The sequence below is a fragment of the Nocardioides alkalitolerans DSM 16699 genome (genome assembly GCF_000426525.1).
Classification (GTDB): Bacteria; Actinomycetota; Actinomycetes; order Propionibacteriales; family Nocardioidaceae; genus Nocardioides; species Nocardioides alkalitolerans.
The window spans coordinates 874,715-900,915 of record NZ_AUFN01000010.1 but is presented as its reverse complement, the minus strand read 5'-3'; the positions used below and the strand labels follow the sequence as shown (position 1 = coordinate 900,915).

Sequence of the window (26,201 nt, the reverse complement as noted above, 5' to 3'; positions counted from 1 at the left end):
GGCCGCCTGCGCGTGGTCGCCGCGATGTCCGGCGGCGTCGACTCGGCCGTCGCGGCCGCCCGCGCGGTCGAGGCCGGCCACGACGTCACCGGCGTGCACCTCGCCCTCTCGCGCAACCCCGCGTCGTACCGCAGCGGGGCCCGCGGCTGCTGCACCATCGAGGACAGCAACGACGCCCGGCGTGCCGCCGACGTCATCGGCATCCCGTTCTACGTGTGGGACATGAGCGCCGAGTTCCACGACGACGTGGTGGTCGACTTCATGGACGAGTACGCCGCGGGCCGCACCCCGAACCCGTGCCTGCGCTGCAACGAGAAGATCAAGTTCGCGGCGGTGCTCGACCGGGCGCTCGCGCTCGGCTTCGACGCGGTCGCGACGGGCCACTACGCGCAGCTGCGCACGGGCGCCGACGGGCTCGTCGAGCTGCACCGGGCGGGCGACACGGCGAAGGACCAGTCCTACGTGCTCGGCGTGCTCGACCAGTCCCAGCTGGCGCACTCGCTCTTCCCGCTCGGCGACTCGGAGAAGCCCGCCGTACGGCGCGAGGCGGCCGAGCGCGGCCTGCTCGTCGCCGACAAGCCCGACAGCACCGACATCTGCTTCGTCGCCGACGGCGACAACACCGGCTGGCTCGCCGAGAAGCTCGGCGACCGCGCCCCGAACCACGGGGGCGACATCGTCGACGACGCGACCGGCGAGGTGCTGGGCCGCCACACCGGCACCTACGGCTACACGATCGGCCAGCGCAAGGGCCTGCGCATCGGACGTCCCGCGCCCGACGGCAAGCCCCGGTTCGTGCTCGACATCGAGCCCGTCTCCGGCACGGTGCGGGTGGGCCCGAGGGCGGGCCTCCGCGTCGACGCGCTGCGGGCGGACCGGCCCCGCTGGTGCGGTGCCGCTCCGAGCCCCGGCGCGCCGATGGCCTGCACGGTGCAGCTGCGCGCCCACGGGGCCGAGCACCGCGCCGAGCTGCGGGTCGACGACGACGGCGAGGGCACACAGACCGTGCACGTCGACCTCCTCGACCCCGCCGAGGGCATCGCCCCCGGCCAGGCCGTGGTCGTGTACGACGGCACGCGCGTCGTCGGCTCCGCGACGATCGCGGCCACGGTGCGCGCCACCGCCACCGCCACCAGCGCCACGGCCGCCGCGGGGGCCGCCCGATGACGCTCGCGACGGGCGTCGGCTCGCACCCCGGGGAGACCCAGGGCGACCTCGACGAGGCGGTGCGGATGGTGCTGGACCTGCTCGGCACCGGCGACGGCCTGCCGTACCTGCCGGAGGTGCCCGGCCGCGGCGCCGGCGCCGCGATGACCGGTCGCACGCTGGGCCTGCAGACCGGCCTCGACGCCGACCTCCAGCCGGCCGGCTGGCGCCTCACCGGCACGTCCGGGGCGCCCAGCCACGACCAGCGCCGGGCCCGCAGCCTGCTCCGCCAGGACCTCGACACGCTCGAGGACCGGGTGCAGGGCTACACCGGCCCGTTCAAGGTGCAGCTCACCGGACCGTGGACCCTCGCCGCCACCACCGAGCGGCCCCGCGGCGACAAGATCCTGGCCGACCACGGTGCGCGCCGCGAGCTGGGCGAGGCGCTCGCCGAGGGCGCCGCGGAGCACGTGGCGGAGATCCGGCGCCGGGTGCCCGGCGCGACCCGGATCGTCGTGCAGGTCGACGAGCCCGCCCTCACCGCGGTGCTCGAGGCCCGGGTGCCGACGGCGTCCGGGTTCGGCCGCCACCGCACCGTCGACAAGCCGGAGGCCTCCGACGTGCTCGCGCGGGTGCTGGGTGCCGTGCGGGACGCCGGCGGGGAGCCGTGGGTGCACGCGTGCGCGCCGGGCGTGCCGTGGGCGCTGCTGCGCGGGGCCGGGGCCCAGGGGCTCCTGCCCGACCTGTCGCTCCTCGGTGCGACCGACATCGACGCGCTGGCCGAGGCGAACGAGGCGGGGGTGACCCTGGTGCTCGGCGCCGTCGACCCGCGGGCCGAGACGGTCGTGGGCGAGCGGGACGTCGCGACGACGGTCACGCGCTGGCTGGAGATGGTCGGGCTCGAGCCCGGTCCGACGTTCGGGCTCGCGCCCGCGTGCGGGCTCGCGGGGACGCCGGCGTCCGCCGTGCCCGCGCTGCTGCGGTCGGTGTACGACGCCGCCCGCCGCCTCGACGACGCCTGAGACGCGCCCCCGGTGCGCCCCCGGTGCGCCCCCGGTGCGATGCGCCGGGCGACCCGGGCGACTGCCACCCCTGAGGGCGATGGGTGGGCGCGGATCGGCTCGTACGTTCGGGAGGGAAGCCCCGGCGACGGGGAACCACGAGCGAAGGAGCCGACATGAGCGAGACCGCCACCACCGGACTGAGCGGCCGCAGGATCGCGATCATCGCGGGCGACTACTTCGAGGAGGTCGAGCTCACGACGCCGCGTGACGACCTCACCGCCCGGGGCGCCGAGGTCAAGGTCTTCGCGCCCGAGGGCGACTCGATCCAGGCGATGCAGGGCGACACCGACAAGAGCATCACCGTCGACGTCGACGGCAGCCTCGACGACCTCGACGTCTCCGCGTTCGACGCCGTCGTGATCCCCGGTGGCACCGTCAACGCCGACCACCTGCGGACCAACGCCACCGCCCAGAAGGCCGTGAGCGCCGCGCTCGAGGCCGGCAAGCCGGTCGCCGTGATCTGCCATGGTCCGTGGCTGCTGGTGTCGGCGGGCCTGGTGCAGGGCCGTCGGCTCACGAGCTTCCCGAGCCTGGCCGACGACGTGCGCAACGCCGGCGGCGAGTGGGTCGACGAGGAGGTCGTCGTCGACGGCACTCTCATCACGAGCCGCAACCCCGACGACCTGCCGGCGTTCGTGGACGCGATCGCCACCGCGCTGCAGGCCGGCTGACGCCCGGCCGTCCGAGGCGGGGACCCGCGGTCCTCGCTCCGCACCTCGACGGGTGCGGTCCCACGCCCGCGACAGTTGTCGGGCCGGGACCGCACCCGTCGGTGCGTCGGGGGCCGGCTCGCGTCGGCTCGGGTGGGGTCGCGTCGGGTCGCGTCGGCGGGGGTGCGTCGGCGCGGGAACGGCGCGCCGCGGGGTCAGCGGCGGTCGGACAGCTGGAGCAGGTCGAGGCAGCCCTCGACCGCGGCCGCGTTCCACGCGGCAGCCCGGCGGAACATGTAGTGCCCGACCGGGCCCATGTCGCGGAACTCGGCGTCGGCCCCGACCTCGCGGGCACGCTCGACGTACGCCCGGGTCGCCCGCGGGGACGTGATCTTGTCGCGGCTGCCGTGCGCGGCGAGGAGACGCTTGCCGGCCAGGGCCCGCACCGGCTCGCCGGGCGGGAACCACGGGGCGAGGGCGACCACGCCGGCGACGACGTCGTGGTCGGCGACGTGCGCCGCCGTACGCCCGCCCATGGAGTGTCCGAGCAGCACGACCGGGAGGCCCGGGTGGGTGCGCGCGACCTGGTCGAGCGCCGCACGGGCGTCGGCGACGGGGGCGCCGCCGTTCCAGCCCCGGACGGCGTAGCGCAGCAGCCAGGTGGAGAGCCCGCGCTCGGCGAGCTCCGGGGCGACCGAGCGCTGCATGGCCGCCGACCGGCGCCACGAGGCGCTCCGGCCGTCGACCGGCGCCTCCGACCGCTCCTTGCCGCCGTGGAGCATCAGCACGAGCCCGACCGGGTCGGTCACGTCGTGGCGGGTCAGGGCGTCGTCGGGCAGGGCGCGTGCGGTCACGGTGGTCCTTCGTACCCGAGCGGTGGCTGGATGGGCGCGGTCCGGGAACGGTGCCCGCCCCAGGAGCCCAGAGACGTGTAACGCGGTGTCCGAGTCACTCCACACGTGGCAGAACACGTGTGCAGTGACCCGGACACCGCGTTACATCAGGCGGTGCTGCACCAGGCGGTGGTGAGCCGACGTACGGCTCAGCCCATGTGCACCGGGGCGTCAGGTCCGTCGGTGGCGAGCTCCTCGTGCTTGACGTCGAGGAAGGCCCAGACCACCGCGGAGCCGAGCAGGATCATCCCGGCGCCGACGAGGAACGCGGTGGTGCCGCCCTCGGCGAAGGAGCCCAGGTAGGTCGCGGTCTCGACGAGGCCGCCGGCCTGGTCGGCCGGGAGGCCCGCGCCGGTGACGGCCTGCCCGACCTGCGGGGCGAGCTCGTCGGCCCGGGTGCTGGCCACGTGGCTCGCGACCGTGCTGAGAGCGGCGAGCCCGAGGGCGCCGCCGACCTGCTGCATCGTGTTGAGCACGCCCGAGCCGATGCCGGAGTCCTCGGCCCGCACGTGGTGCACGGCGGTCAGCGTCAGCGGGACGAACACGAGGCCCATGCCGAACGACATCAGCAGCAGGAACGGGAAGACCGCGCCCCAGTAGTTGAGGTCGACGATCGGGTCGCCGGCGGCGAGCGACGAGACGACGTCGGCCGCGGCGAAGTCCGACGGCAGCCGCGAGAACCCGAAGAGGGCGACGGCGGCCAGCAGGGTGCCGACGCCCGCGACGAAGCGCGGGTCGATCCGGTTGACCAGGTTCGACGAGAGCGCGGCGCCGCCAACGACACCGAAGGAGAACGGCAGGAACGCGAAGCCGGTGTGCAGGGGCTCGTAGCCCGCGATGTTCTGGATGTAGAGGCTGAGGAAGAAGAACATCGCGAACATGGCGGCCGGCACGATCATCATGGCCACGAAGCTGGCGGCCCGGGTGCGGTTCGCGAAGATGCGGATCGGGAGCAGCGGGTCGGTCACGCGCGACTCGATGACGGCGAACGACACGAGCAGCGCGACACCGGCGCCGAGGGACGCCAGGGTCCACGGGTCGCCCCAGCCGTGCGCCTCCTCGCCGGCGCGGGTCAGGCCGAACACCAGCGCGAGCAGGCCGAGCGTGCCGGTGACGGCGCCGGGCACGTCGAGACGGCCCGTGTTGCGCTCCGACTCGGGCAGGAACCGCGGCGCGAGCACGGCGGCGACGATGCCGATCGGCACGTTGATGAGGAACGTCAGGCGCCAGCCCTGGACGTCGAGGCCCGCGAACGAGTCGAGGCCCGTCAGCCAGCCGCCGAGGATGAGGCCGAAGGCCGCCCCGATGCCGGACATGGCGGCGTACACCGCGAACGCGCGGTTGCGCGCCGGGCCGGCCGGGAACGTCGTCGTGATGAGCGCGAGGGCCGCGGGGGACGCCAGCGCCGCGCCGAGACCCTGGAGGCCGCGGGCGCCGAGGAGCAGGCCCTCGTTGGTGGCGAGGCCGCCGAGCAGCGACGCGACCGCGAAGACGACCAGGCCGATCATGAAGACGCGGCGTCGACCGAGCAGGTCACCGAGGCGGCCGCCGAGGAGCAGGAGGCCACCGAACGCGAGGGCGTAGCCGGTGACGATCCACGACAGGTTCGCGGAGCTGATGGAGAGGTCGGCGCCGATGTAGGGCAGCGCGATGTTCGCGATGGTCGCGTCGAGCACGACCATCAGCTGGGCGACGGAGATGAGCACGAGTGCCCACCCGAGGCGCATGGGACGGCCGTCCTTCTCGGGGGTGGAGGAGGCGTTCGTGCCGGCGGACGGGTCGGGCTTGCCCGCGTCCGGCGCCGGGGCGGAGCCCGCCTGGGACAGGTCGGTCATGGGGTGGTCCTTCGGGTCGTGAAGGGACGAGGCACGCCGTACGGCGCCCGCGGCCGAGCAGGAGGGAGCGCGCCGCGTCGTGCGGTGGCTCGGTGGGGAGAGGAGAGTTGCGGGGTGGAGCGGGGCGTGACGTCCGTACGGCGGGGAGCCGCGGGGCGTCAGGTCGTGGGCCCTGCCGGGGGCCTCGTTGCGGCCGGCAGGATGATCTCGTCGATCACGCGAGTGATCAGGTCGGGGGTCGGGAGGTCGCCCAGCACGCAGGCGCGGTGGAGCACGATGCCCGGGAGGGCGGGCTCGAGCAGGTCGAGGTCCAGGTCCGCGCGGATCTCGCCGCGCGCCTTGGCGCGCACGTAGATCTGGTGCGCGACGGCGAGCTTCGGGCCGAGCACGCGCTCGCGGAACACGGCCGCGAACTCGGGGTCGGTCGTGATCGCGGTCATGACGCTGGTGAAGCTGGCGAGGGTCTCGGGCTCGACCATCCCGCCGGTGCCGCAGAACGTGGCGATCAGGTCGCCGCGCAGCGTGCCGGTGTCCACGGCGTCGGCCGGCGGCTCCTTCAGGGACCCGAGCGCGTCGACGACGAGCTCGGCCTTGTTCGTCCAGCGCCGGTAGAGCGTGGCCTTCGAGGCCTTGGCCGCCGTGGCCACCGCGTCCATCGTGAGCCGGTCGTAGCCGACCTCCGCCAGCACGGCGAGGGTGGCGTCGAGCAGCTGCTGCTCACGGTCGCCCTCGACCCGGGGGCGAGTGGCAGTGCTGGGCGGGGGAGTCATCGTGGTCCTGTCAAGCGATGGAACGAAACAGTTTCGTTCCGTCGAGAAAGGTACGCCCTCTCCCCGATGAAACCAAGTCGTTTCATCAGGTTTCTCGGTGAGGCGCGGGTCACGGTGGCCGGCTGGCGGCGGCAGTTTCGCCGCTCGAGCGGCGAAACTGGTGCTCTGCACCCTGAACTCAGAGCGCAGAGCACCAGTTTCGCGCACCGAGTCGATGCAGCCTTCAACCGCCCCACCCCGACGGCAGGCCGTGACCGTGCGGCTCGCCCTCAGCGCCAGCCGAGCGCCGGGGCGAGGTGGGTCATCACGGACTCGAGCACGTGCGCGTTGTACTCCACGCCCAGCTGGTTCGGGATGGTGAGCAGGAGGGTGTCGGCCGCCGCGACCGCCTCGTCGGCGGCGAGCTCCTCGACGAGCCGGTCGGGCTCCCCGGCGTACGTCTTGCCGAAGCGCGCCTTGCCGCCGTCGATGTAGCCGACCTGGTCCTCGCCGCGCCCCTCCTGGCCGAAGAACGCGCGGTCCTGGTCGTTCACGAGCGGGAAGATGCTGCGGCTCACCGAGGTGCGCGGCGTGCCGGCGTGGCCGGCGGACTCCCACGCCTTGTGGAACAGCGCGATCTGCTCGGCCTGCAGCTGGTGGAACGGCACGCCGGTGTCCTCGGTCAGCAGCGTGCTGCTCATCAGGTTCATGCCCTGCTCGCCGGCCCACTCGGCGGTGGCGCGCGACCCGGCGCCCCACCAGATCCGCTCGCGCAGGCCCGGGGAGTGCGGCTCGATGCGCAGCAGGCCCGGCGGGTTGGGGAACATCGGCCGCGGGTTCGGCTGGGCGAAGCCCTCACCGCTCAGCACCCCGAGGAACACCTCGGTGTGGCGGCGCGCCATCGCGGCGTGGTCGTTCTCCTCGCCCGGGTCGTAGCCGAAGTAGCGGTAGCCGTCGATCACCTGCTCCGGTGATCCCCGACTGATGCCGAGCTGCAGCCGCCCGCCGGAGATGAGGTCGGCGGAGCCGGCGTCCTCCGCCATGTAGAGCGGGTTCTCGTAGCGCATGTCGATGACGCCCGTGCCGATCTCGATGCGGCTCGTGCGCGCACCCACGGCGGCCAGCAGCGGGAACGGCGACGCGAGCTGCCGGGCGAAGTGGTGCACCCGGAAGTAGGCGCCGTCGACGCCCAGCTCCTCCGCCGCCTCGGCGAGCTCGATCGACTGGAGCAACGTGTCGGCCGCCGACCGCGTCTGCGAGTGCGGTGACGGCGTCCAGTGGCCGAAGGACAGGAACCCGATCTTCTTCACGTCCGCCCCAACAACGCAGCGCGCCGGTTCATGCCGCCCCGTCACGTGGTGGGCGCCACCCAGCCCGAGAAGACGGGCACGTCGCGCCAGGGGCCCGCGTGGTCCCCGCGCACCACGGCCACCACGGCGTACGGCCGGTCGAACGTGGCGGAGAGGCGCCGCACGGTCTGCGTGCCCTGCGGCCGGAAGGAACCGGCACGCATCATCGCGGTCACCGCCGCGGCCTCGAAGCCGGTGGCCGAGTACGACGCGACGCAGCGCTGCAGGGCGGCGGTGCCGTTGCGCGCGGTGGTCGGGAAGACGTCGGCCAGGGCCCGGCCGGCGGTGCCGACACCGATGCCGGGCACCTCGGTGAGACCGAGGAGGGTGTCGGCCGACCAGGGCGGCAGGAGCGCCGTACCCGCCTCGACGGGCTCTCCCGTCGGGCGCTCGAGCTCCGTGACCTCGCCCCACGGACCCGGCCCGAGCGGGAGGTCGACGAGGGGGACCGATGTGATGTCGTCGGCGTCCGTGGCGACGGCGTAGGCGGCGTCGAGCGCGGTGCCCGCGTCGGTGCCCCCGGCGGGCAGGACGCTGAGGACCGCCAGGCCGCCCGCGCTCGTGGCGGTGTGGACGACGTACCGCCCACCGGCCACGTCGACCACGCGCACGGCGTGCGCGGCGGGGGAGAGGAGGGCGTGGGGGACGCGCCACGCCCCGCCGAGGCGGTCGGCGGGCACCTCGGTGAAGGGCTCGCGCCACGAGATCCGGGTCGCGAGGGCGGTCGCGAGCATCAGGGTGGTGTCCGGCGGCACGTCGGCCGGGAAGGCGTCGATGAGTCCCAGGGTGTGCTCGCGGGTCCAGGCGTCGAGGTCGGCCTGCGAGGGGATCGGACCCGTCGCGGTCGCGGCCGGGAGCGCCTCGCGCCAGGCGGCGAGCCTCGCGGGGTCGGCGGCGTCGGTCGTGGCCGCCTCGCTCCAGGCAGCCGTGGCGGCGGCGACGTCGGGGTGGGGCTCGGCGAGCAGGCGCCGAGCCGTCGCGGCGGCCGTGTCGACGTCGAGCCCGAGCACCTCGCCGACGGCGGCCCGGGTCGCGTCCTCCCGCGCGGCGGAGCCGGCCAGCGCCACCAGCAACCACACGCCCAGCGGCGAGAGCACGTGGTGGTGGTCCGCGACGTCCTCCGCGGCGTGGAGGCGGGCGCCGTAGGCACGGAGGGCGGGGCCCAGGGCGACCGAGGGGGCGACCGGAGTGTCGACGGAGGGGACGGCAGCGTCGGAGGAGGCCATGACGACGAGTCTGCTCCAGGCGCGGGTACGACGACAGGGCTCGCCCCGCGGGCCGCTCACCGTTGTCGGGGGCGCACGGCAAGATGTGCGTCATGAGCACGAGCGACGAGACGGCCGCCACCCCCGCGCCGCCGGAGGCACGGGAGCGGCACCGCGAGCTGTCGGAGCAGGTCGAGGACGCGCGCTGGCGCTACTACGTGCTCGACTCGCCGACGCTCTCCGACGCCGACTTCGACGCCCGGTTGCGCGAGCTGGAGGCGTTGGAGGAGTCCTACGCCGAGCTCCGCACGCCCGACTCGCCGACCCAGAAGGTCGGCGGCGCCGTCTCGACGGAGTTCACCGCGGTCGACCACCTGCGCCGCATGGAGAGCCTCGACAACGCGTTCTCGTACGACGAGCTGGCGTCCTGGTACGAGCGGCTGGGCCGCGACGGCGTGGAGAAGCCGGCCCTGCTGTGCGAGCTGAAGGTCGATGGGCTCGCCATCAACCTGCTGTACGAGGACGGCCGCCTGGTGAGGGCGCTGACGCGCGGCGACGGCCGCACGGGCGAGGACGTGACGCCCAACGTCAAGACGATCGCGTCGGTGCCCCACCGGCTGACCGGCACCGAGGAGCACCCGGTGCCCGAGCTCGTCGAGGTGCGGGGCGAGATCTTCCTGCCGGTGGAGGCGTTCGAGCGGCTGAACGTCGCGATGACCGAGCAGGGCAAGCAGGTCTTCGCCAACCCGCGCAACGCCGCGGCCGGGTCGCTGCGCCAGAAGGACCCCCGGGTCACCGCGACACGTGACCTCGGCATGGTCTGCCACGGCATCGGCGAGCGGCGCGGCTTCGAGCCGACGGCCCAGTCGGTGGCCTACGAGGCGCTCGCGGTGTGGGGCCTGCCGGTCTCGGAGCGGGTCGAGGTGCTGCCCGACCTGGCGGCGGTGGAGAAGTACGTCGAGCGGTACGGCGCGGAGCGCCACAGCGTGGAGCACGAGATCGACGGCGTCGTGGTGAAGGTCGACGACGTGAGCCTGCAGCGGCGCCTGGGGTCGACGAGCCGGGCGCCCCGGTGGGCGATCGCGTTCAAGTACCCGCCGGAGGAGGTCAACGCGAAGCTGCTCGACATCCTCGTCAACACGGGCCGCACCGGCCGGGTCACGCCGTTTGGGCTGATGGAGCCGACGCGGGTCGCGGGGTCGACGGTCGAGATGGCGACGCTCCACAACGGCCACGAGGTGAAGCGCAAGGACGTGCGCCCCGGCGACACGGTGGTGCTGCGCAAGGCGGGCGACGTGATCCCGGAGATCGTCGGGCCCGTGCTGGCGCTGCGTCCCGAGGGCCTGCCCGAGTGGGTCATGCCGACGACGTGCCCGGCGTGCGGCACCGAGCTCGCCCAGCAGAAGGAGGGCGACAAGGACCTGCGCTGCCCCAACCACCAGCTCTGCCCGGCCCAGGTGCGGGAGCGCGTCTTCCACGTGGCCGGTCGGGGCGCGTTCGACATCGAGATGCTCGGCTACGAGGCGGCCGTGGCGTTCCTCGACGCGGGTGTCGTCGCCGACGAGGGCGACGTGTTCGACCTCGACGCGGCCAAGCTGCTGCGCACCGGGCTGTTCACCCGCGCGGCGAAGAAGGCGGAGCGCGACGCGGGCGCCGACGAGCGGGTGCTGAGCGCCAACGGCCAGCGTCTGCTCGACAACCTCGCGAAGGCCCGTCAGGTGCCCCTGTGGCGGGTGCTCGTCGCGCTGTCGATCCGGCACGTCGGCCCCACGGCGGCCCGTGCGCTGGCCACCGAGTTCGGGTCGATGGCGGAGATCCGCGCGGCCGACCGCGAGCGGCTCGCGGCCGCGGAGGGCGTCGGCCCGACGATCGCGGACGCGGTCATCGAGTGGTTCGACGTCGACTGGCACCGCGCGATCGTCGACAAGTGGGAGGCCGCGGGCGTCAGCATGGAGGACGAGCGCGACGACTCCGTCCCGCGCACGCTCGAGGGCCTCACGGTCGTCGTCACCGGCTCGCTCACGGCCTTCAGCCGCGACGAGGTCAAGGAGGCGATCATCGGCCGCGGCGGCAAGGCCTCGGGCTCGGTGTCGAAGAAGACGAGCTACGTCGTCGTCGGCGACAGCCCGGGCTCCAAGGCCGAGAAGGCCGAGCAGCTCGGTGTGCGCATCCTCGACGAGGCGGGTTTCGTCGCCCTGCTCGACGGTGGCCCCGAGGCCGTCGGCGACGGGCCGGAGGAGGAGGCCGCCGAGGAGGACGCCGCCGAGGAGACGTCGGGGGAGAAAACGGGGGAGTAGGCGGCTCGGTGGTCGAGGAGCGAGCGCAGCGAGCGTCTCGAGACCCACGGTCCACGGCCCGGTGGTCGAGGAGCGAGCGCAGCGAGCGTCTCGAGACCCACCCAGGTGGGACTTCCGTCGTACCCGGTGCGTCGGATCGTCCACCCGCGGACGGGCCCGCCCGGGGCCCGGGCGGAGCGTGTGCGATCGGTGCCACCCGGTGACACCGATCGAACGCACTACGTCGCCCGTGCCCCGCAGCCCGACCCACTGTCGGCCCTCGCACGGTCCCGACGCCGCCGATGTCGTCGTTCGTCCCTAGGATGGAGCCCATGCCCGCACGCGCCGAGATCTCACGCGACGAGGTGGCCCACCTGGCCGAGCTCGCCCGCATCGACCTGTCCGACGCCGAGCTCGACCACCTGGCTCCCCAGCTCTCGGTGATCCTCGAGTCCGTCGCCTCCATCACCGCCGTGGCGGGTGACGACGTGCCGCCGACGTCCCACCCGATCCCGATGACGAACGTCTTCCGCGACGACGTCGTCCGGCCCGGGCTGACGGCCGAGGAGGCGCTGTCGGGCGCCCCGGCCGTCGAGGAGCAGCGCTTCAGCGTCCCGCGCATCCTGGGGGACGAGCAGTGAGCGACCTGACCCGCCGCACCGCGGCCCAGCTCGTCGACGCCCTCGCCACCGGCGAGGTCACCTCGGTCGAGCTCACGCAGGCCCACCTCGACCGGATCGCCGCCGTCGACGGCACGGCCGACGCCGGCATCCACGCCTTCCTCCACGTCGACGCGGAGGGCGCGCTCGCCCAGGCGGCGGCCTCCGACGAGCGGCGCGCGGCCGGCCGGGTCGCCCACGCGCTCGACGGCGTCCCGATCGCGGTGAAGGACGTGCTGACGACGACGGGCCTGCCCACCACGTGCGGCTCCAAGATCCTCGAGGGCTGGGTGCCGCCGTACGACGCGACGGTCGTCGCCCGGGTCAAGGCCGCCGGCCTCCCGATCCTCGGCAAGACCAACATGGACGAGTTCGCCATGGGCTCCTCGACGGAGCACTCGGCCTACGGCCCGACGCGCAACCCGTGGGACCTCGACCGGATCCCCGGCGGCTCCGGCGGCGGTTCCGCGGCCGCGGTCGCGTCCTTCCAGGCGCCGCTCGCGCTCGGCACCGACACCGGCGGCTCGATCCGCCAGCCCGGCGCCGTGACCGGCACCGTGGGCGTGAAGCCGACGTACGGCGGGGTCTCGCGCTACGGCCTCGTGGCCCTCGCCAACTCGCTCGACCAGGTCGGCCCGGTCACCCGCACGGTGCTCGACTCCGCCCTGCTGCACGAGCTCGTCGGCGGGCACGACCCGCTCGACTCGACGAGCATCGACCGTCCCGTCGGCGGGCTCGTCGAGGCCGCCCGCCAGGGCGCGACCGGCGACCTGACCGGTCTCAAGGTCGGCATCATCAGCGAGCTGGCCGGCGACGGCTGGCAGCCCGGCGTCATGACCCGGTTCGCCGAGTCGGTGGCGCTGCTCGAGCAGGCCGGGGCCGAGGTCGTCGAGGTGTCGTGCCCGAGCTTCGTGCACGCGATGGCGGCCTACTACCTGATCCTCCCGGCGGAGGCGTCGAGCAACCTCGCGAAGTTCGACGCGATGCGCTACGGCCTCCGCGTCCTGCCCGAGGGCGTCGACGCCCCCAGCGCCGAGCAGGTCATGCGCGCGTCCCGCGACGTCGGCTTCGGCGACGAGGTGAAGCGCCGCATCATCATCGGCACCTACGCGCTCTCGAGCGGCTACTACGACGCCTACTACGGCCAGGCCCAGAAGGTACGCACGCTGATCAGCCGCGACTTCGCCGCGGCGTACGAGAAGGTCGACGTGCTCGTCAGCCCGACGGCGCCGACGACGGCGTTCCGCCTGGGCGAGAAGCTCGACGACCCGCTGGCGATGTACCTCAACGACCTCGCCACCATCCCGGCCAACCTGGCGGGCGTGCCGGGCATCTCGGTGCCCGCGGGCCTCGCCGACGAGGACGGCCTGCCGGTCGGCTTCCAGGTGCTGGCACCGGCGCTCGCCGACGACCGCGTCTACCGGGTGGGTGCGGCGCTCGAGGCGCTGCTGGAGGAGAAGTGGGGTGGCGCGCTGCTGACGCAGGCGCCCGAGCTGGACGGAGCGGCCCGATGAGCACGACCGAGCTGAAGACCTTCGAGGAGGCGCTCGAGAGCTTCGACCCCGCCATGGGCCTCGAGGTGCACGTCGAGCTGAGCACCCTGACGAAGATGTTCTGCGGCTGCCCGACCGAGTTCGGCGCCGAGCCCAACACGCAGGTCTGCCCGACCTGCCTGGGCCTGCCGGGCGCGATGCCGGCGGTGAACGCGAAGGCGGTCGAGGCCGCGATCCGCATCGGGCTCGCGCTCAACTGCGAGATCGCGGAGTGGTGCCGCTTCGCGCGCAAGAACTACTTCTACCCGGACATGCCGAAGAACTTCCAGACGTCCCAGTACGACGAGCCCATCGCCTTCGAGGGCTACATGGACGTCACGGTGCCGGTCGAGGGGGGCGAGGACGAGATCGTCCGCGTCGCCATCGAGCGCGCCCACATGGAGGAGGACACGGGCAAGTCGCTGCACGTCGGCGGCGCCACCGGTCGCATCCACGGCGCCGACCACTCGCTGGTCGACTACAACCGCGCGGGCATCCCGCTCATCGAGATCGTCACGAAGCCCATCACGGGCATGGGCGAGAAGGCGCCGGCCGTTGCCCGGGCGTACGTCGCGCAGCTGCGCGAGCTGATCATCGCGCTCGGGGTCTCCGACGCGCGCATGGACCAGGGCTCGATCCGCGCCGACGTGAACCTCTCGCTCGCCCCGAAGGGCGCGGGCGGCCTCGGCACCCGCAGCGAGACGAAGAACGTCAACTCCCTGCGCTCGGTCGAGCGCGCGGTGCGCTACGAGATGCAGCGCCACGCGGCCCTGCTGAGCAGCGGCGGCTCGGTGCTGCAGGAGACGCGGCACTGGCACGAGGACACGGGCATCACCACGTCGGGCCGGGAGAAGTCCGACGCGGAGGACTACCGCTACTTCCCCGAGCCCGACCTCGTGCCCGTCGCGCCGTCGCGCGAGTGGGTCGAGGAGCTGCGGGCGACGCTGCCCGAGAACCCGACGGTGAAGCGTGCCCGCCTGCAGGCCGAGTGGGGCTTCTCCGACCTCGAGATGCGCGACACGGTCGGTGCGGGCGCGTTCGGCCTGGTCGAGCAGACGATCGCTGCCGGCGCGACGCCCACCGCGGCCCGCAAGTGGTGGCTCTCCGAGCTCGCCCGCCGCGCCAACGAGGCCGGCGTCGAGATCACGGCGCTCGCCGTGACCCCGGCCGAGGTCGCCGCCGTGCAGGGCCTCGTCGACGCGGGCACCATCAACGACAAGATGGCGCGCCAGGTCTTCGACGGGCTCCTCGCGGGCGAGGGCACCCCCGAGGAGATCGTGGCCTCCCGCGGTCTCGCGCTCGTCTCCGACGACGGGGCGCTCGGTGCGGCCGTCGACAACGCGATCGCCGCGAACCCCGACGTCGCCCAGAAGATCCGCGACGGCAAGGTCGCCGCCGCGGGAGCGCTCATCGGCTCGGTCATGAAGGAGATGCGCGGCCAGGCCGACGCCGGTCGCGTGCGCGAGCTGATCCTCGAGAAGCTCGCCTGACGCGTCGGCCCCGACGCCGTGCGTCGTACGACGGGGTGCCCCGGCCCGGTCTTCGCTCCTCGAGGGGCGGGGCCGGGCCGGTGCTCGTCGAGGACAGTGACCCCGGGGCGAGCCGGGAGTAGGGTGAGGCCGCCCGTCGTCCGACGGGCGCCCTGCCACGCCCGCAACGGGGAAAGCCGGTCGAAGTCCGGCGCTGACCCGCAACCGTAGGCCGCTCCGGGAGATCCCTCCCGCCGCGGCGAGCCGGACCGCCTGCTGCGACGCGTCCTGAACGATCGCTGTCGAGGAACGCAGCGGTGGCTCGCTCACCCGGGTCCGCCGCTGCCGCAGCGGGAAGGAACCCCATGTCCCTCGTCTCCCCGCGGAGCGCCCTGCGCCGCCGCGCCTGGGCCGTCGCCGGCGTCAGCACCGCTGTCGCCGTGGCCGCCGCCGTACCGCTCGCGTCGCCCGTCGCCGCCGCACCCGCCGCACCCGCCGTCTCCGCTGCCCCGGCGGCGTACGACGGGCTGCCGCGCACGTACGCGGCCGGGTGGCTGCTCGATCAGATGAGCGACGGCATCATGACCAACGGCTACGTCTCCGGTGGCCAGGAGTTCTACTTCGAGGACTACGGCATGACCGCCGACGTCGGGCGCGTCCTGGTCGAGTCGGGCTTCGGGAACGAGACGATCGCCGAGATCCTCGACGCGCTCGCCCCGAACACCGCCGAGTCCACCGCTCCCGGCGGCTACGTGAGCGCCGGGTCGACGGCGAAGCTGGCGGCCTTCGTGGACCTGGCCGGGCAGGACGCCCGTGCCTTCGGCGGCACCGACCTGGTCGCCCAGCTCGAGGGACGGGTCAGCACGACGGCGCCGACCGCCGGCCGCGTGAGCGACGACTTCGACCCGTCCGACGAGTTCGGGGCCGACTACGCCAACGTGTTCGGCCAGAGCTACGCCGTCGAGGCCCTCCGGTCCACCGAGAGCGACCTCACGGACAGTGCCGCCGGCTTCCTCGCCCAGCAGCAGTGCGCCGACGGCTCGTTCCGCCTCTACTTCTCGCCCGCCGACGCCCCGGACCAGTCCTGCGACGGCGCCGGCGACACCGGCAGCGTCGACGCGACGGCCCGCGCCGTGCTGGCCCTGCTGCCCGACGCCTCCGGCGACGCCGAGCTGCGGACCGTCGTCGCGGACGCCGTCAGCTGGCTGGTGCGCGTGCAGAAGGCCAGCGGCGCGTTCGACGACGGAGACCAGCTCGGGCCCAACGCCAACAGCACCGGCCTGGCCGGTGAGGCCCTCGGCAAGGCGCGCGCCCTCGAGGGCAACCCCTTCCGCATCGGCGGCCAGGCCGAGCGGGCTGCGGTGTGGCTGCGGCTGCACCAGGTCGCCGAGGCGCCGGGCTGCATCACGGCGCTGGCGAACAACCGGGGAGCGGTCGCGTACGACGACGCCGCGCTCGTGCGCGGTCAGGCCCGCGACATCGACGGCCTCGACGCCAACTACCAGTGGAAGCTGGCGACGGTGCAGTCGGCCGGTGCGCTCGCGTTCGCCCCGGCCGCGTCCGGTCCGCTCGGTTTCCGCTCGCCGACGGGCCGCGTGCGGGCCGGCACGGCCATCCCGCTGGTGGTCGCGGGCCTTGCTCCCGGCCAGCGTGGCTGCTTCACGGGCAGCGGCATCCCGCAGGCCTCGACGACGGGCACGAGCGCCCGTGTGGTGATGCCTCGCGGCAACGGCCTGCGCAACCTCTACCTCAGCACGGGCGACTACCGCCAGCCCGCCCTCCGCATCCAGGTGTGGGCCCTCGACGCCGCCCGGTTCCAGATCTCCACCACCCGTCAGGTGCGGGTCGGCGCCGAGGTGCAGCTGACGCTCGCCGGTCTCGCGCCGGGTGAGCGCTTCACGGTGTCCTACCGCGGCCAGGCGCGCCGGGCCGGTGTCGCCGACGGATCGGGCCGCGCGCAGCTGCGCTTCGTGGGCGCGCTCAACCCGGGCACGTTCGGGCTGAGCGTCGTCGGCGAGTACGCCGACCGCACGGCCAGCTCGTCCTTCGTCGTCACCCGGTGAGGCTCCTCGTCCGTCTCGTCGCCGCCACCGCCCTCGCGGTGACGGCGACGCCGGCGCTCGTGGTCGTCGGCGGGCCCACGGTCACGACCTCCGCCTCGGCGGCGGCGTGCGAGGGGGCCGGCGGCGTGACCGTGGTCGTCGACGGCACCCGGCTGCCCGAGGGCGGCGGGGTGCTCCAGGAGTGCGTCGGCTCGGGTGGCACCGCCGACACGCTCTTCCGCTCGGCGGGTGTGGCGCAGTTCGACAACCCGAGCTCGCCCGGCTTCGTCTGCTACGTCAACGATCGACCCGCCAGGAAGCAGTGCGGCGCCGACACCCAGGCCAACAGCTACTGGAGCCTGTGGTGGTCCGACGGCGAGTCGGGCACGTGGCAGTACTCCGGGCTCGGCTACCGGAGCCTCGACGTGCCCGACGGCGGGTACGTCGCCTGGGCCTGGCAGAACCGTGGGTCGCGCACCCCGCCCCAGGTCGCCGCCGCACCGCGCGCCAGCGCCGAGCCCGGCGGCGGTGCCGGCGGTGGCTCGGGTGCCGGCTCGGGCGGCAACGGGTCCGGTAGCGGCGGTTCCGGTGGTGCTGGCTCCGGCTCCGGATCCGGCGGCTCCAGCAGCGGCTCGGGCAACGGGGGAGGCAGCGGCTCGGGCAACGGGGGCGGCAGCTCCGGCGGCAACGCCCCGTCGCCCTCGACCCCCGGCAGCCCGGGGGCGTCCGCCGTACCCTCGCCCGGCGCGACCTCGACGGCCACCCCGCCGCCGAGCACACCGCCGACCACGGCGCCGACCGATCCTGCCGCGACCACGTCCTCGGCCGCGCCCGGGGAGGTCGCGACGACGCCGGTCGATCCCGACGCCGCGGAGCCGTCGGCGACCGACGAGGCCGACCCCGCCGAGACGTCCGGGGGTCTGCCCTGGTGGGTCGCGCTCGTCGCGCTGCTCGGCCTGGGTGGCGCGGGCGCCGCGGTGGTGCTCGTCCGACGACGCTCGACGGGCCCGGGCCCGCTGCTCTGATGGTGGTCCGATGGCGTCCGTCTCCCGGCTGAGCCGCGAGCTCCACCCCCTCGCGTGGTGGGGCTGGGCGGTCGGTCTGGCGACGGCGGCGTCGACGACGACGAACCCGCTGGTGCTGTTGCTGATCGTCGCGACGGCGTCGGTGGTGGTGCTCGCGCGTCGTACGGACCAGCCCTGGGCGCGCGTCTTCCGGCTCTACCTGCTCTTCGGCGTGGTCATCGTCGTGGTGCGGGTGTTCTTCCGGCTCCTGGTGGGCGGCGCCTACGGCACGACGGTGCTGGTCGAGCTGCCGGAGATCCCGCTGCCCGACTGGGTGCTCGGGATCCGGCTGCTGGGGCCGGTGACGCAGGAGGCGCTGCTGGGCGGCCTGTACGACGGCATGCGGCTCGCGACCATCATCATCTGCGTCGGCGCGGCGAACGCGCTGGTCAACCCGAAGCGCCTCCTGGCCTGCCTGCCGGCGGCGCTCTACGAGGTGTGCACGGCGCTCGTCGTGGCGGTGACCGTCGTGCCGCAGCTGGCCGACAGCGTCCGCCGGGTGCGGGCGGCGCAGCGGCTGCGGCCGTCGCCGCAGGGACGCGGTCGTCGCCACCAGCGGCTGCGGCGCGTGCTCGTGCCGGTGCTCGAGGACGCCCTCGACCGCTCCCTGGCCCTCGCCGCGGGCATGGACGTGCGCGGCTACGGACGCTCCGGCGGTCTCGGTCGCCGCCAGCGCCTGCTCACGGGTGCCCTCATGCTCGGTGGCCTGCTCGGCATCGCGACCGGGGTGTACGGCGTGCTCGACACGACCGCGCCGCGCTGGCTGGCGGCGCCGATGCTCGTCGTCGGGGTCGCGCTCGCCGTCGCCGGGCTGCTGAGCGCCGGGCGTCGCGTGGGCCGCACGCGCTACCGCCGTGACCCGTGGCGCTGGCCCGAGTGGGTCGTGGTCGCCTCCGGGATCGCGACCGCCGGCCTGCTGACGCGGGTGGCGCGCGACCAGCCGCTCCTGGCCCTCCCGAGCCCCCTCGAGGTGCCGACGCTGAGCGTGCTGGCGCTCCTCGGCGCCCTGCTCCCGCTCGTCGCGCTGGTGGCGCCCGCCCCGCCGCTCGTCCGGACGGCGACGCCGGCGCCGCCCTCGACGAGCACCCGCGAGAAGGTGGACGCGTGATCGAGCTGCGAGGGATCACCCTCACCTACGACGACGGCCCGCCGGTGCTGTCCGGCGTCGACCTCGCCGTCGACGAGGGCGAGCTGGTGCTCGTCGCCGGCCGCACGGGCGTCGGCAAGTCGACGCTGCTGGGCGTGCTGCCCGGGCTCGTCCCGCGCTTCACCGGCGGCACCCTCACCGGCGACGTGCTCGTCGACGGGCGCAGCGTCATCGAGCTGCCCCCGCGGGAGCGCGCCCACCTCGTCGGGTACGTCGGGCAGGACCCGGTGGCGGGCTTCGTCACCGACACGGTCGCCGACGAGCTCGCCTACGGCATGGAGCAGCTCGGGCTGCCGCCCGCGACGATGCGGCGCCGGGTCGAGGAGACGCTCGACCTCCTCGGCATCGCCGACCTGCGCGACCGCGACCTGCGCACCCTCTCCGGCGGCCAGCAGCAGCGGGTCGCCATCGGTGCGGTGCTCGCCGTGCACCCCCGCCTGCTCGTGCTCGACGAGCCCACCTCCGCGCTCGACCCGACGGCGGCCGAGGAGGTGCTCGCGACCCTCACCCGGCTCGTGCACGACGTCGGCCTCTCGGTGCTGCTCGCCGAGCACCGGCTCGAGCGGGTCGTGCCGTTCGCCGACCGCATCTGCCTGCTCACCGGCGACGGGGGCGTCCACGTCGGCGACCCCGCCGACGTCCTGCGCACCTCCCCGGTCGCCCCACCGATCGTCGAGCTCGGCCGCGCCCTCGGCTGGGAGCCCCTGCCGCTGACCGTGCGCGAGGCCCGGCGCCGCGCCCGGCCCACGCTGTCCGCGCTGCGCCCGCCGGTCGACGTACCCGAGCCGCCCGCCGAGCCGGACCACGGGCTCAGCGCCTCCCGGGTCACCGTCGTGCACGGTCGGCACGTCGCCGTCCGCGAGGTCGACCTCGACCTGCCCGCCGGGTCGGTCACCGCGCTGATGGGCCGCAACGGCGCCGGCAAGTCGTCGCTCATCTGGGCGCTGCAGGGCAGCCGCAGGCGGTACGCCGGCACGGTCGCCGTCACCGGGCCGCGCGGCGACCGCGTCGACCCGGCCCGCCTCTCCGCCGACGAGCGCGTGCGTGCGGTCGGCCTCGTGCCGCAGTCCGCGGCCGACCTGCTCTACCTCGAGACCGTCGACGACGAGTGCGCCGCCGCCGACGCCGGATCCGTCCGGGAGCCGGGCACCTGCCGCGCGCTGCTCGCGCGCATGGTGCCCGACGTCGACGGCACGCTCCACCCGCGCGACCTCTCCGAGGGCCAGCGCCTGGCCCTCGTGCTCGCGATCGTGCTCGTCGCCGAGCCGCCGGTGGTGCTGCTCGACGAGCCGACCCGCGGCCTCGACTACCCGGCCAAGGAGGCCCTCGCGGTCACCCTGGCCGACCTCGCCGCCCGCGGGCGGGCGGTGCTCGTCGCCTCCCACGACGTCGAGTTCGTCGCCCGGGTCGCGGGCCGTGTCGTGGTGATGGCCGAGGGCGAGGTGCTCTCCGCGGGTCCGGTACGGCGCGTGCTCGCCGAGTCGCCCTCCTTCGCGCCCCAGGTCAGCAAGATCGTCGGCGGCGGCTGGCTGCGGGTCGACGAAGTCGTGGCCGCTGCCGCCGCTCCCGACCGACCGGCCACCGGGGAGGCGTCGTGAGCGAGGTGCGCACCCGCGCCGCGGTCGCCGTACCCGTCGGGCGACGGTCGGCCCTCGTGCTGGCGGTCGCGTCGGTCGCCGGTCTGATGATGCTGGTGTGGCCGCTGCTGGTGCAGGTGGAGGCCGGCACGCGCGTGCAGCCGCCGTTCGTCTTCCTCGCGCTCATGCCGGTCGTGCTGGCGGTGGTGCTGGCCGAGCTGAGCGAGGGCGGCCTCGACTCCCGGGCCCTGGCCATCCTCGGCGTGCTCGTCGCGATCAACGCGGTGCTGCGGGGGATGGGCGCCGGGGTGGCCGGGATCGAGCTCGTGTTCTTCCTGCTCATCCTGGGCGGGCGGGTGTTCGGGGCCGGCTTCGGCTTCGCCCTGGGCTGCCTCTCGCTGTTCGCCTCCGCCCTGCTGACGGCGGGAGTCGGGCCGTGGATGCCGTACCAGATGCTCGTCGCCGCCTGGGTCGGGATGGGCGCCGGGCTGCTGCCGCGTCGCGTCTCCGGACGCGCCGAGATCGTGATGCTGGTCGCGTACGGCGTGCTCGCCGCCTACGCGTACGGGATGTTCCTCAACCTGCAGGGCTGGCCGTACCTGCTCGGCATCGGCATCCCCGGGGTCGACGGCGACGGCCTCATGTTCGTGCCCGGCGATCCGCTGCTGGAGAACCTGCGCCGCTTCGGCGTCTACACGCTGGTCACGTCGACGAGCAGCTGGGACACCGGCCGCGCCCTCACCAACGCCGTCGCGATCGCCCTGCTCGGCCCCGCGGTGCTCACCTCGTTGCGCCGCGCCGCCCGCCGCGCCCGCGTGGTGCGCGTGCCCGTCGACGACTGAGGCGGCGGGCCGTCGCGTCTGCATGCGCGGGAGGTGCCGAGCTGCCGCGTCTGCGCGGAGTGGTCAGTCGGCGGCGGTGGCGAGGCGGCGTCGTACGTCGAGCCAGGCCGCCAGGTCCTCGGCCTCGACCTCGAGGTGGCGCGGCAGGTGTACGACGCCCCCGGGCGCCCGGCCCGGCTCGACCTCGAGCACCACCCGGTCGGTGCCGGTCGAGCGATCCAGACCGACCGAGGTGATCGCCGACCAGGGGTACGTCGCCGCCGCATTTCGCGGGTCGGTGCCGATGGACACCCCGTCATGGGTGACCGTCACGACCAGCGGCATGTGCGGGGCGTCGAGGAACGTGTCGAAGGCGATCTTGAGGAGGAGGACGAGACCAGTCGCCAGCACGGCCCCGGCCAGGCCACCCCACGGGTCGTCCCAGGAGAGCACGTAGCCGAGGGTGACCACTCCGGCGACGACCACGACGACCAGCAGGGCCAGCCCAGTGGCTCGCCGTGCCCCGGCCGCGAGGGCCGTCCGACGCTCGGCGTCGAGGTCGGTGCGCACCTCGACGACGCCCTCCCTCTGCAGGGTCGCGTCGAGACGGGCCGCGACCTCGCCGGACGTCATCGGAGGTCCGGATTCGTCGCCGCGCGGCGTCGTACGTCGAGCCAGGCCGCCAGGTCGCCCGGCGCGACGTCGAGGTGCTCGGGCAGACGGATGGCTCCCTCGGGCTTGCGAGGGCGTCCCATGGCCCGCCCGAGCCGTTTCTCGAGCCACGCGATCGGCCTCGCGGGCTCCTGGGGGCCGACGAGCACCCACGTCGCGTCCTGATGAGCCCCGGTCCGCTCCGCGCGTGCCCAGCGGGAGTCGAGCACGATCGCGGCACACACCTCCGGCGTCGTCTCGTGGTCGATGACGACGCGGGTGACAGCGGTCCAGGGGACGCTCACCCGGTCGTCTCCAGTGCCGACGTCGACGGTCTCGCGTGTCACCGTGACGACCGGCGTGGTGCGAGCCCGGCGCGGGTGCCGAGCCTCCTGGGGCCAGAGGAAGGCCCCGGCCAACGGGGCTGCGAGGACCGCAGCGCTGTCGGGCAGCGGGCTGACCATGACGGCAGCGATCAGGACGCCGAGGATCGAGAGCACCCAGGGCAGTCGCCGAGCGCTGGCCTCTGCCCGGGCCAGTCTTAGCGAGGACCGATCGATCCGGAGAGAGACGACGCCGAAGGTCGCGAGCTCCTGCTGGAGGTCGGCGAAGGTGCGCGGCGGTCGACGACCCACGACACCCCCTCCGACGACGGCCGGACCGAGCGACCACGAGCACGAACGGGCCCAACCTAGAGGGGCCAGGCCGACGACGGGGCGTGAATCATGAACTCCCACCCGTCGGCGACGCCGAGGTGTCGGGTCTGCACGCGTACGACGTCAGCCCCGGCGCTCGCGGAGCGACAGGCGCACGGTCGAGCCCCAGCCGAGCGCGAGCAGCAGTGCCCCGGCCACGAGCAGGCCGAGGACCGGCAGCACCCGCCAGGCCGGGCCGAGGTTGTCGATCCACGCCGGCAGCCAGGGACGGGCCTCGACGTGGGCGGTGGCCGGATTCGTTCCGCCGGACCAGGCGATGGCGCCGCAGGTGATCTCGACGTCTCCGTCCCGCGTGGTGAACGCGAGCTCGGGACGGTAGTCGCCGGCGCTCCCGCCCTGCCGCACGAAGCCGGTCCTCGCAGGGCGAAGGTCCAGGTCGTCGCCCGAGGCGGCGTCGCGGACGACGCAGTCGGGCGCCCGGACGGACTCGTCGCCCCACAGGTAGACGGTCGCCCCGGCCGGGAGCTCGAAGACCCGCGGCACGCCGTCGTCGACCACACGGTCGTCGTCCGTCCACCGGTAGCCGTCGACGCTGAGCAGCAGCACCAGCGCCAGCCCGAGGAACCCGAACGTCAGAAGGGTGGCGCCCTGGAGCCGCAGCCGCTCGGCCCGGAGGAGGGCGCGCGAGGGCAGGCCGGGGTGCAGGGGTGAGACGGTCACCGGTCGATCGTCGACGCGTCCGGCACCGGGGTCGATGGAGCGGCGTACTCAGGCGCCCCGGCCGTCACCCGCCGACGTCAGGGGCGACGCCCCGTCACGAGGTACTGCGGGCGCACCTCGTGGCCGGGCGCGACACCGAAGCGCTCGTCGAGCTCGAGGAGCGCGTCGAGGCGCGTCAGGGTGACGTCCTCCAGCCCCGCGGCGCGGAACAGGTCGGCGGCGTCCTCCATCGTGTGGGCGGCCGCGAGGGGGAGCGCGGCCTGGACCTCCGCGTCGTACGCGCGGGCGAAGGCACCGGGGCCCTCCGTGGTCTCGACCTCCTCGCCGTGGCCGGCCTCGGGGCGGATGCCCTCGGGGTACCACGTGGCGTCGACGCACGCGACGAGCCCGCCGGGCCGCAGCAGCCGGATCCAGCGCTGCACGGCCACGTCCGCGTCGCGCAGGGTCCACAGCACGTAGCGGCTCACGACGGCGTCGAACGCGCCCTCCTCGACCTGCGGCGTGGCGGCCGGGTCGACGGCGTCGCCGCGCACGAACCGCGGCGCGGGGCGGTCGTCCCCGGTGAGCCGGTCGGCGTGGTCGCGGGCGCGCTCGAGCATGCCCTCGGCGCTGTCGAGCCCCGTGACGCGGTGGCCGAGCCCGGCGAGGAGGGTCGCGACGTACCCGCTGCCCGTGCCCACGTCGAGCACGTCGGCCGGGGCGGTGGGGAGGGCGGAGGACCAGACGTCCGCCCAGGCGGCGCGGTCGAGGGCGTAGCGCTCCCCGCCGACCTGGTAGGCGTCGTACGCCGTCGCGCGGCCGCTCCAGTACTGGTCGAGCTTGTCCTGCACGCTCGTCGCGTCGGTCGTGGTGCTCGTGGTGAGGGTCATGCGGACCTCCTGAGGGAGTGGGCGGGACGGAAGAGCAGGTTGATCTCGCCGTCGAGGTCGACACGTCGTACGCCGACCTCGTAGACGGGCTCGAGCACGTCGGGCACGAGGACCTCCGCGGGCGGGCCCTGCGCGACGACGCGGCCCTCGCGCAGCAGCACGACGTGGTCGCAGTAGCGCGCGGCCAGGTTGAGGTCGTGCAGCACGACGACGACGGTCGCGTCGAGGGAGTGCACGAGGTCGAGCACCTCGTGCTGGTAGCGGATGTCGAGGTGGTTGGTGGGCTCGTCGAGCAGCAGGTGCTCGGCCTCCTGGGTGAGCGCGCGGGCGATGAGCACGCGCTGCTTCTCGCCGCCCGAGAGCCCGGAGAACTCCCGCTCGGCGAGGTGGAGGGCCCCGACCCGCTGGAGGGCGGCGGCCGCGAGCGCGTGGTCGTCGGTGGTCGTGCGCTGGTAGGCGCGGCGGTAGGGGAGCCGCCCGAGGAGCACGAGGTCGGCGACCCGCAGCGGCAGGTCGCCGCCGTGCTCCTGCACCACGACCGCGATCTCGCGGGAGACCCGCTCGCGCGGCAGGCCGGCGACGTCGTCGTCGCCGAGCAGCACGTGGCCGGTGGCCGGCTGGAGCGAGCCGTAGAGGGTGCGCAGCAGGGTCGTCTTGCCGCTGCCGTTGGGTCCGACGAGCCCGACCGTCGCGCCCTCGGGCAGGTGCAGCGTCACGTCGTCGACGACGACGTGACGGCCGTAGCGGTGGCCGACGCCGTGGGCGCGGATCACGGCGTGCCGGTGGGGGTGGCGGCCAGGAAGTCCACGATCTGGCCGAGGCCGTCGATGCTCAGCGGGCTGGGCGGCTCGGTGTAGTTGAACAGCAGCGGCAGCACGGCCCCGTCGCGGACGGCGCTGATGCCCCCGGCGCCCGGCTGGCTCGTGACGGCGTCGACGACCTCGTCGGGGTCGCCGTCGCCGTACAGGAGCACCAGCACGTCGGGGTCGCGCCCGATGAGCTCCTCGGCGGTCACCTCGAACACGCGGTCCTCGACGTCGCCGAAGACGTTGGTGAGGCCGGCGGCCTCCAGCTGCGGGGCGGCCATCGAGCGGGTGCCGTACGCGTAGGTCACGCCGCCGCCGACGGTCGGGTAGAGCACCGCCGCGGTGCGGGTCTCGCCGGCGGGCACCCGGGCCGTGATCTCCTCGACCTGGCCCTCGAGGTCGGCGACGGCGGCGTCGGCCTCGTCCTCGGCGTCGAAGATCGTGCCGAAGAGCCGCACCTGGTCGTAGACGTCGTCCATCGACGCGTCCCCGGTCGCGCCGCAGAGCACGGGCTCCTCGATGAGCGGGATGTCGGAGGACGCCAGCGTCTCCCGGTTCAGGTTCTCGACCTCGCCGAGCACCAGGTCGGGCCGCTGGGCGATGACCTCCTCGCGCGAGATCTGCAGGTGGCCGCTGGCGTCGGTGCGGTCGGTGAGCAGCGGGATGTCGGCGAGGGCCGCGTTGGTCTCGTCGTCGTAGTACTCCTCCGGGTACTGCCCGGCGCGCGCGACGACCCGGTCCAGCAGGCCCAGCTCGGCGAGCGCGGGCACGGCGGCGCTCTTCAGCATCACGATGCGCTCCGGCGTCGACTCGAACGTCACGTCGGTGCCGCAGTTCTCGACGGTGACGCCACCGGCGGCGTCGGCGTCGTCGCCGCAGGCGGCCAGGGGGAGCAGCAGCGTCGCGCAGGCGAGGGCGCTCGTCGTACGGCGCAGGGCCGCTCGGGCCGGGGCGGGCGTGGTCATCGGGGGCTCCCTCGGTCGGGTGGTGGTGGGGTACGGCGGGCGCGGTGCCGTGGGGC

General features: G+C 74.6%; 23 protein-coding genes. 12 read left to right on the top strand and 11 right to left on the bottom strand.

Going from position 1 to position 26,201, the window contains the following annotated elements; translation table 11 throughout:
* Positions 1 to 6 precede the first annotated feature (6 nt).
* The 3 genes from mnmA (at position 7) to K329_RS0104970 (ending at position 2,881) form a co-directional block, all read left to right on the top strand.
* Positions 7 to 1,167 carry a tRNA 2-thiouridine(34) synthase MnmA gene (mnmA, locus tag K329_RS0104980; protein WP_211225756.1) on the top strand — a complete coding sequence of 387 codons (1,161 nt, stop codon included), beginning with the start codon at positions 7 to 9 and terminating at the stop codon, positions 1,165 to 1,167.
* Positions 1,164 to 2,168, top strand: coding sequence for a uroporphyrinogen decarboxylase/cobalamine-independent methonine synthase family protein (locus K329_RS0104975; protein WP_028472195.1), 1,005 nt, complete (start codon positions 1,164 to 1,166; stop codon positions 2,166 to 2,168). The genes mnmA and K329_RS0104975 overlap by 4 nt, the downstream gene beginning before the upstream one ends.
* A gap of 155 nt (positions 2,169 to 2,323) precedes the next feature.
* Complete coding sequence (locus tag K329_RS0104970; RefSeq protein WP_028472194.1) at positions 2,324 to 2,881, top strand: type 1 glutamine amidotransferase domain-containing protein; 558 nt, start codon at positions 2,324 to 2,326, stop codon at positions 2,879 to 2,881.
* A 194-nt stretch (positions 2,882 to 3,075) separates the two neighbouring features.
* Here the strand turns inward: K329_RS0104970 and K329_RS0104965 are convergent, their stop codons facing one another.
* The 5 genes from K329_RS0104965 to K329_RS0104945 form a co-directional block, all read right to left on the bottom strand.
* Positions 3,076 to 3,714: an alpha/beta hydrolase gene (locus K329_RS0104965; RefSeq protein WP_028472193.1), complete on the bottom strand. Its 639-nt coding sequence runs from the start codon at positions 3,712 to 3,714 to the stop codon at positions 3,076 to 3,078.
* Positions 3,715 to 3,902: 188 nt separating this feature from the next.
* Positions 3,903 to 5,588 (bottom strand): MFS transporter, encoded by a 1,686-nt coding sequence (locus K329_RS0104960; RefSeq protein WP_028472192.1) that lies wholly within the window; start codon positions 5,586 to 5,588, stop codon positions 3,903 to 3,905.
* A gap of 158 nt (positions 5,589 to 5,746) precedes the next feature.
* Positions 5,747 to 6,358 (bottom strand): TetR/AcrR family transcriptional regulator, encoded by a 612-nt coding sequence (locus K329_RS0104955; RefSeq protein ID WP_028472191.1) that lies wholly within the window; start codon positions 6,356 to 6,358, stop codon positions 5,747 to 5,749.
* A gap of 269 nt (positions 6,359 to 6,627) precedes the next feature.
* Entirely contained in the window at positions 6,628 to 7,647 is a 1,020-nt protein-coding gene (locus tag K329_RS0104950; protein ID WP_028472190.1) for an LLM class flavin-dependent oxidoreductase, read from the bottom strand.
* A gap of 41 nt (positions 7,648 to 7,688) precedes the next feature.
* Complete coding sequence (locus tag K329_RS0104945; protein ID WP_052336358.1) at positions 7,689 to 8,912, bottom strand: serpin family protein; 1,224 nt, start codon at positions 8,910 to 8,912, stop codon at positions 7,689 to 7,691.
* Positions 8,913 to 9,004: 92 nt separating this feature from the next.
* Between K329_RS0104945 and ligA the strand changes: the two genes are divergently transcribed.
* From ligA to K329_RS0104900, 9 genes are all read left to right on the top strand, one after another.
* A complete protein-coding gene (gene ligA / locus K329_RS24665; RefSeq protein ID WP_052336488.1) occupies positions 9,005 to 11,188 on the top strand; it encodes an NAD-dependent DNA ligase LigA in 2,184 nt (727 codons plus the stop codon).
* Positions 11,189 to 11,499: 311 nt separating this feature from the next.
* Complete coding sequence (gene gatC, locus K329_RS0104935; RefSeq protein ID WP_028472188.1) at positions 11,500 to 11,808, top strand: Asp-tRNA(Asn)/Glu-tRNA(Gln) amidotransferase subunit GatC; 309 nt, start codon at positions 11,500 to 11,502, stop codon at positions 11,806 to 11,808.
* On the top strand, positions 11,805 to 13,340 hold the full coding sequence (gatA, locus tag K329_RS0104930; RefSeq protein ID WP_028472187.1) for an Asp-tRNA(Asn)/Glu-tRNA(Gln) amidotransferase subunit GatA: 1,536 nt from the start codon (positions 11,805 to 11,807) through the stop codon (positions 13,338 to 13,340). Before gatC ends, gatA begins: the two co-directional genes overlap by 4 nt.
* Complete coding sequence (gatB, locus tag K329_RS0104925) at positions 13,337 to 14,848, top strand: Asp-tRNA(Asn)/Glu-tRNA(Gln) amidotransferase subunit GatB (protein ID WP_028472186.1); 1,512 nt, start codon at positions 13,337 to 13,339, stop codon at positions 14,846 to 14,848. The genes gatA and gatB overlap by 4 nt, the downstream gene beginning before the upstream one ends.
* Before the next feature lie 344 nt (positions 14,849 to 15,192).
* Positions 15,193 to 16,890, top strand: coding sequence for a prenyltransferase/squalene oxidase repeat-containing protein (locus tag K329_RS0104920; protein ID WP_028472185.1), 1,698 nt, complete (start codon positions 15,193 to 15,195; stop codon positions 16,888 to 16,890).
* The gene (locus K329_RS0104915; RefSeq protein ID WP_028472184.1) at positions 16,887 to 17,894 is read left to right on the top strand and encodes a hypothetical protein; all 1,008 of its coding nucleotides are present in this window, start codon (positions 16,887 to 16,889) and stop codon (positions 17,892 to 17,894) included. The genes K329_RS0104920 and K329_RS0104915 overlap by 4 nt, the downstream gene beginning before the upstream one ends.
* A gap of 10 nt (positions 17,895 to 17,904) precedes the next feature.
* On the top strand, positions 17,905 to 19,041 hold the full coding sequence (locus K329_RS24660) for an energy-coupling factor transporter transmembrane component T (protein ID WP_052336357.1): 1,137 nt from the start codon (positions 17,905 to 17,907) through the stop codon (positions 19,039 to 19,041).
* Positions 19,038 to 20,678, top strand: coding sequence for an ABC transporter ATP-binding protein (locus tag K329_RS0104905; protein WP_028472183.1), 1,641 nt, complete (start codon positions 19,038 to 19,040; stop codon positions 20,676 to 20,678). Before K329_RS24660 ends, K329_RS0104905 begins: the two co-directional genes overlap by 4 nt.
* Positions 20,675 to 21,499 carry an ECF transporter S component gene (locus K329_RS0104900; protein ID WP_028472182.1) on the top strand — a complete coding sequence of 275 codons (825 nt, stop codon included), beginning with the start codon at positions 20,675 to 20,677 and terminating at the stop codon, positions 21,497 to 21,499. The genes K329_RS0104905 and K329_RS0104900 overlap by 4 nt, the downstream gene beginning before the upstream one ends.
* A 63-nt stretch (positions 21,500 to 21,562) precedes the next feature.
* On the opposite strand, the gene K329_RS0104895 is transcribed toward K329_RS0104900, so the two are convergent.
* The 6 genes from K329_RS0104895 to K329_RS0104870 form a co-directional block, all read right to left on the bottom strand.
* Positions 21,563 to 22,111, bottom strand: coding sequence for a hypothetical protein (locus K329_RS0104895; RefSeq protein ID WP_028472181.1), 549 nt, complete (start codon positions 22,109 to 22,111; stop codon positions 21,563 to 21,565).
* Entirely contained in the window at positions 22,108 to 22,764 is a 657-nt protein-coding gene (locus tag K329_RS0104890) for a hypothetical protein (protein ID WP_028472180.1), read from the bottom strand. The genes K329_RS0104895 and K329_RS0104890 overlap by 4 nt, the downstream gene beginning before the upstream one ends.
* 144 nt (positions 22,765 to 22,908) lie before the next feature.
* The gene (locus K329_RS0104885) at positions 22,909 to 23,505 is read right to left on the bottom strand and encodes a hypothetical protein (RefSeq protein WP_028472179.1); all 597 of its coding nucleotides are present in this window, start codon (positions 23,503 to 23,505) and stop codon (positions 22,909 to 22,911) included.
* 77 nt (positions 23,506 to 23,582) lie between these two features.
* The gene (locus tag K329_RS0104880) at positions 23,583 to 24,374 is read right to left on the bottom strand and encodes a class I SAM-dependent methyltransferase (protein WP_052336356.1); all 792 of its coding nucleotides are present in this window, start codon (positions 24,372 to 24,374) and stop codon (positions 23,583 to 23,585) included.
* Positions 24,371 to 25,147, bottom strand: coding sequence for an ABC transporter ATP-binding protein (locus K329_RS0104875; protein WP_028472177.1), 777 nt, complete (start codon positions 25,145 to 25,147; stop codon positions 24,371 to 24,373). Before K329_RS0104875 ends, K329_RS0104880 begins: the two co-directional genes overlap by 4 nt.
* Complete coding sequence (locus tag K329_RS0104870; protein WP_084540981.1) at positions 25,144 to 26,145, bottom strand: ABC transporter substrate-binding protein; 1,002 nt, start codon at positions 26,143 to 26,145, stop codon at positions 25,144 to 25,146. Before K329_RS0104870 ends, K329_RS0104875 begins: the two co-directional genes overlap by 4 nt.
* Positions 26,146 to 26,201 lie beyond the last annotated feature (56 nt).

What these genes read in the sequence shown, in the direction of transcription:
- gatB (WP_028472186.1), top strand. Translation starts at nt 13,337, where the DNA reads ATGAGCACGACCGAGCTGAAGACCTTCGAGGAGGCGCTCGAGAGCTTC.
- K329_RS0104945 (WP_052336358.1), bottom strand. Translation starts at nt 8,912, where the DNA reads ATGGCCTCCTCCGACGCTGCCGTCCCCTCCGTCGACACTCCGGTCGCC.
- K329_RS0104970 (WP_028472194.1), top strand. Translation starts at nt 2,324, where the DNA reads ATGAGCGAGACCGCCACCACCGGACTGAGCGGCCGCAGGATCGCGATC.
- K329_RS0104955 (WP_028472191.1), bottom strand. Translation starts at nt 6,358, where the DNA reads ATGACTCCCCCGCCCAGCACTGCCACTCGCCCCCGGGTCGAGGGCGAC.
- K329_RS0104975 (WP_028472195.1), top strand. Translation starts at nt 1,164, where the DNA reads ATGACGCTCGCGACGGGCGTCGGCTCGCACCCCGGGGAGACCCAGGGC.
- ligA (WP_052336488.1), top strand. Translation starts at nt 9,005, where the DNA reads ATGAGCACGAGCGACGAGACGGCCGCCACCCCCGCGCCGCCGGAGGCA.
- K329_RS24660 (WP_052336357.1), top strand. Translation starts at nt 17,905, where the DNA reads ATGGCGTCCGTCTCCCGGCTGAGCCGCGAGCTCCACCCCCTCGCGTGG.
- K329_RS0104895 (WP_028472181.1), bottom strand. Translation starts at nt 22,111, where the DNA reads ATGACGTCCGGCGAGGTCGCGGCCCGTCTCGACGCGACCCTGCAGAGG.
- K329_RS0104920 (WP_028472185.1), top strand. Translation starts at nt 15,193, where the DNA reads ATGTCCCTCGTCTCCCCGCGGAGCGCCCTGCGCCGCCGCGCCTGGGCC.
- K329_RS0104880 (WP_052336356.1), bottom strand. Translation starts at nt 24,374, where the DNA reads ATGACCCTCACCACGAGCACCACGACCGACGCGACGAGCGTGCAGGAC.
- gatC (WP_028472188.1), top strand. Translation starts at nt 11,500, where the DNA reads ATGCCCGCACGCGCCGAGATCTCACGCGACGAGGTGGCCCACCTGGCC.
- K329_RS0104870 (WP_084540981.1), bottom strand. Translation starts at nt 26,145, where the DNA reads ATGACCACGCCCGCCCCGGCCCGAGCGGCCCTGCGCCGTACGACGAGC.
- K329_RS0104960 (WP_028472192.1), bottom strand. Translation starts at nt 5,588, where the DNA reads ATGACCGACCTGTCCCAGGCGGGCTCCGCCCCGGCGCCGGACGCGGGC.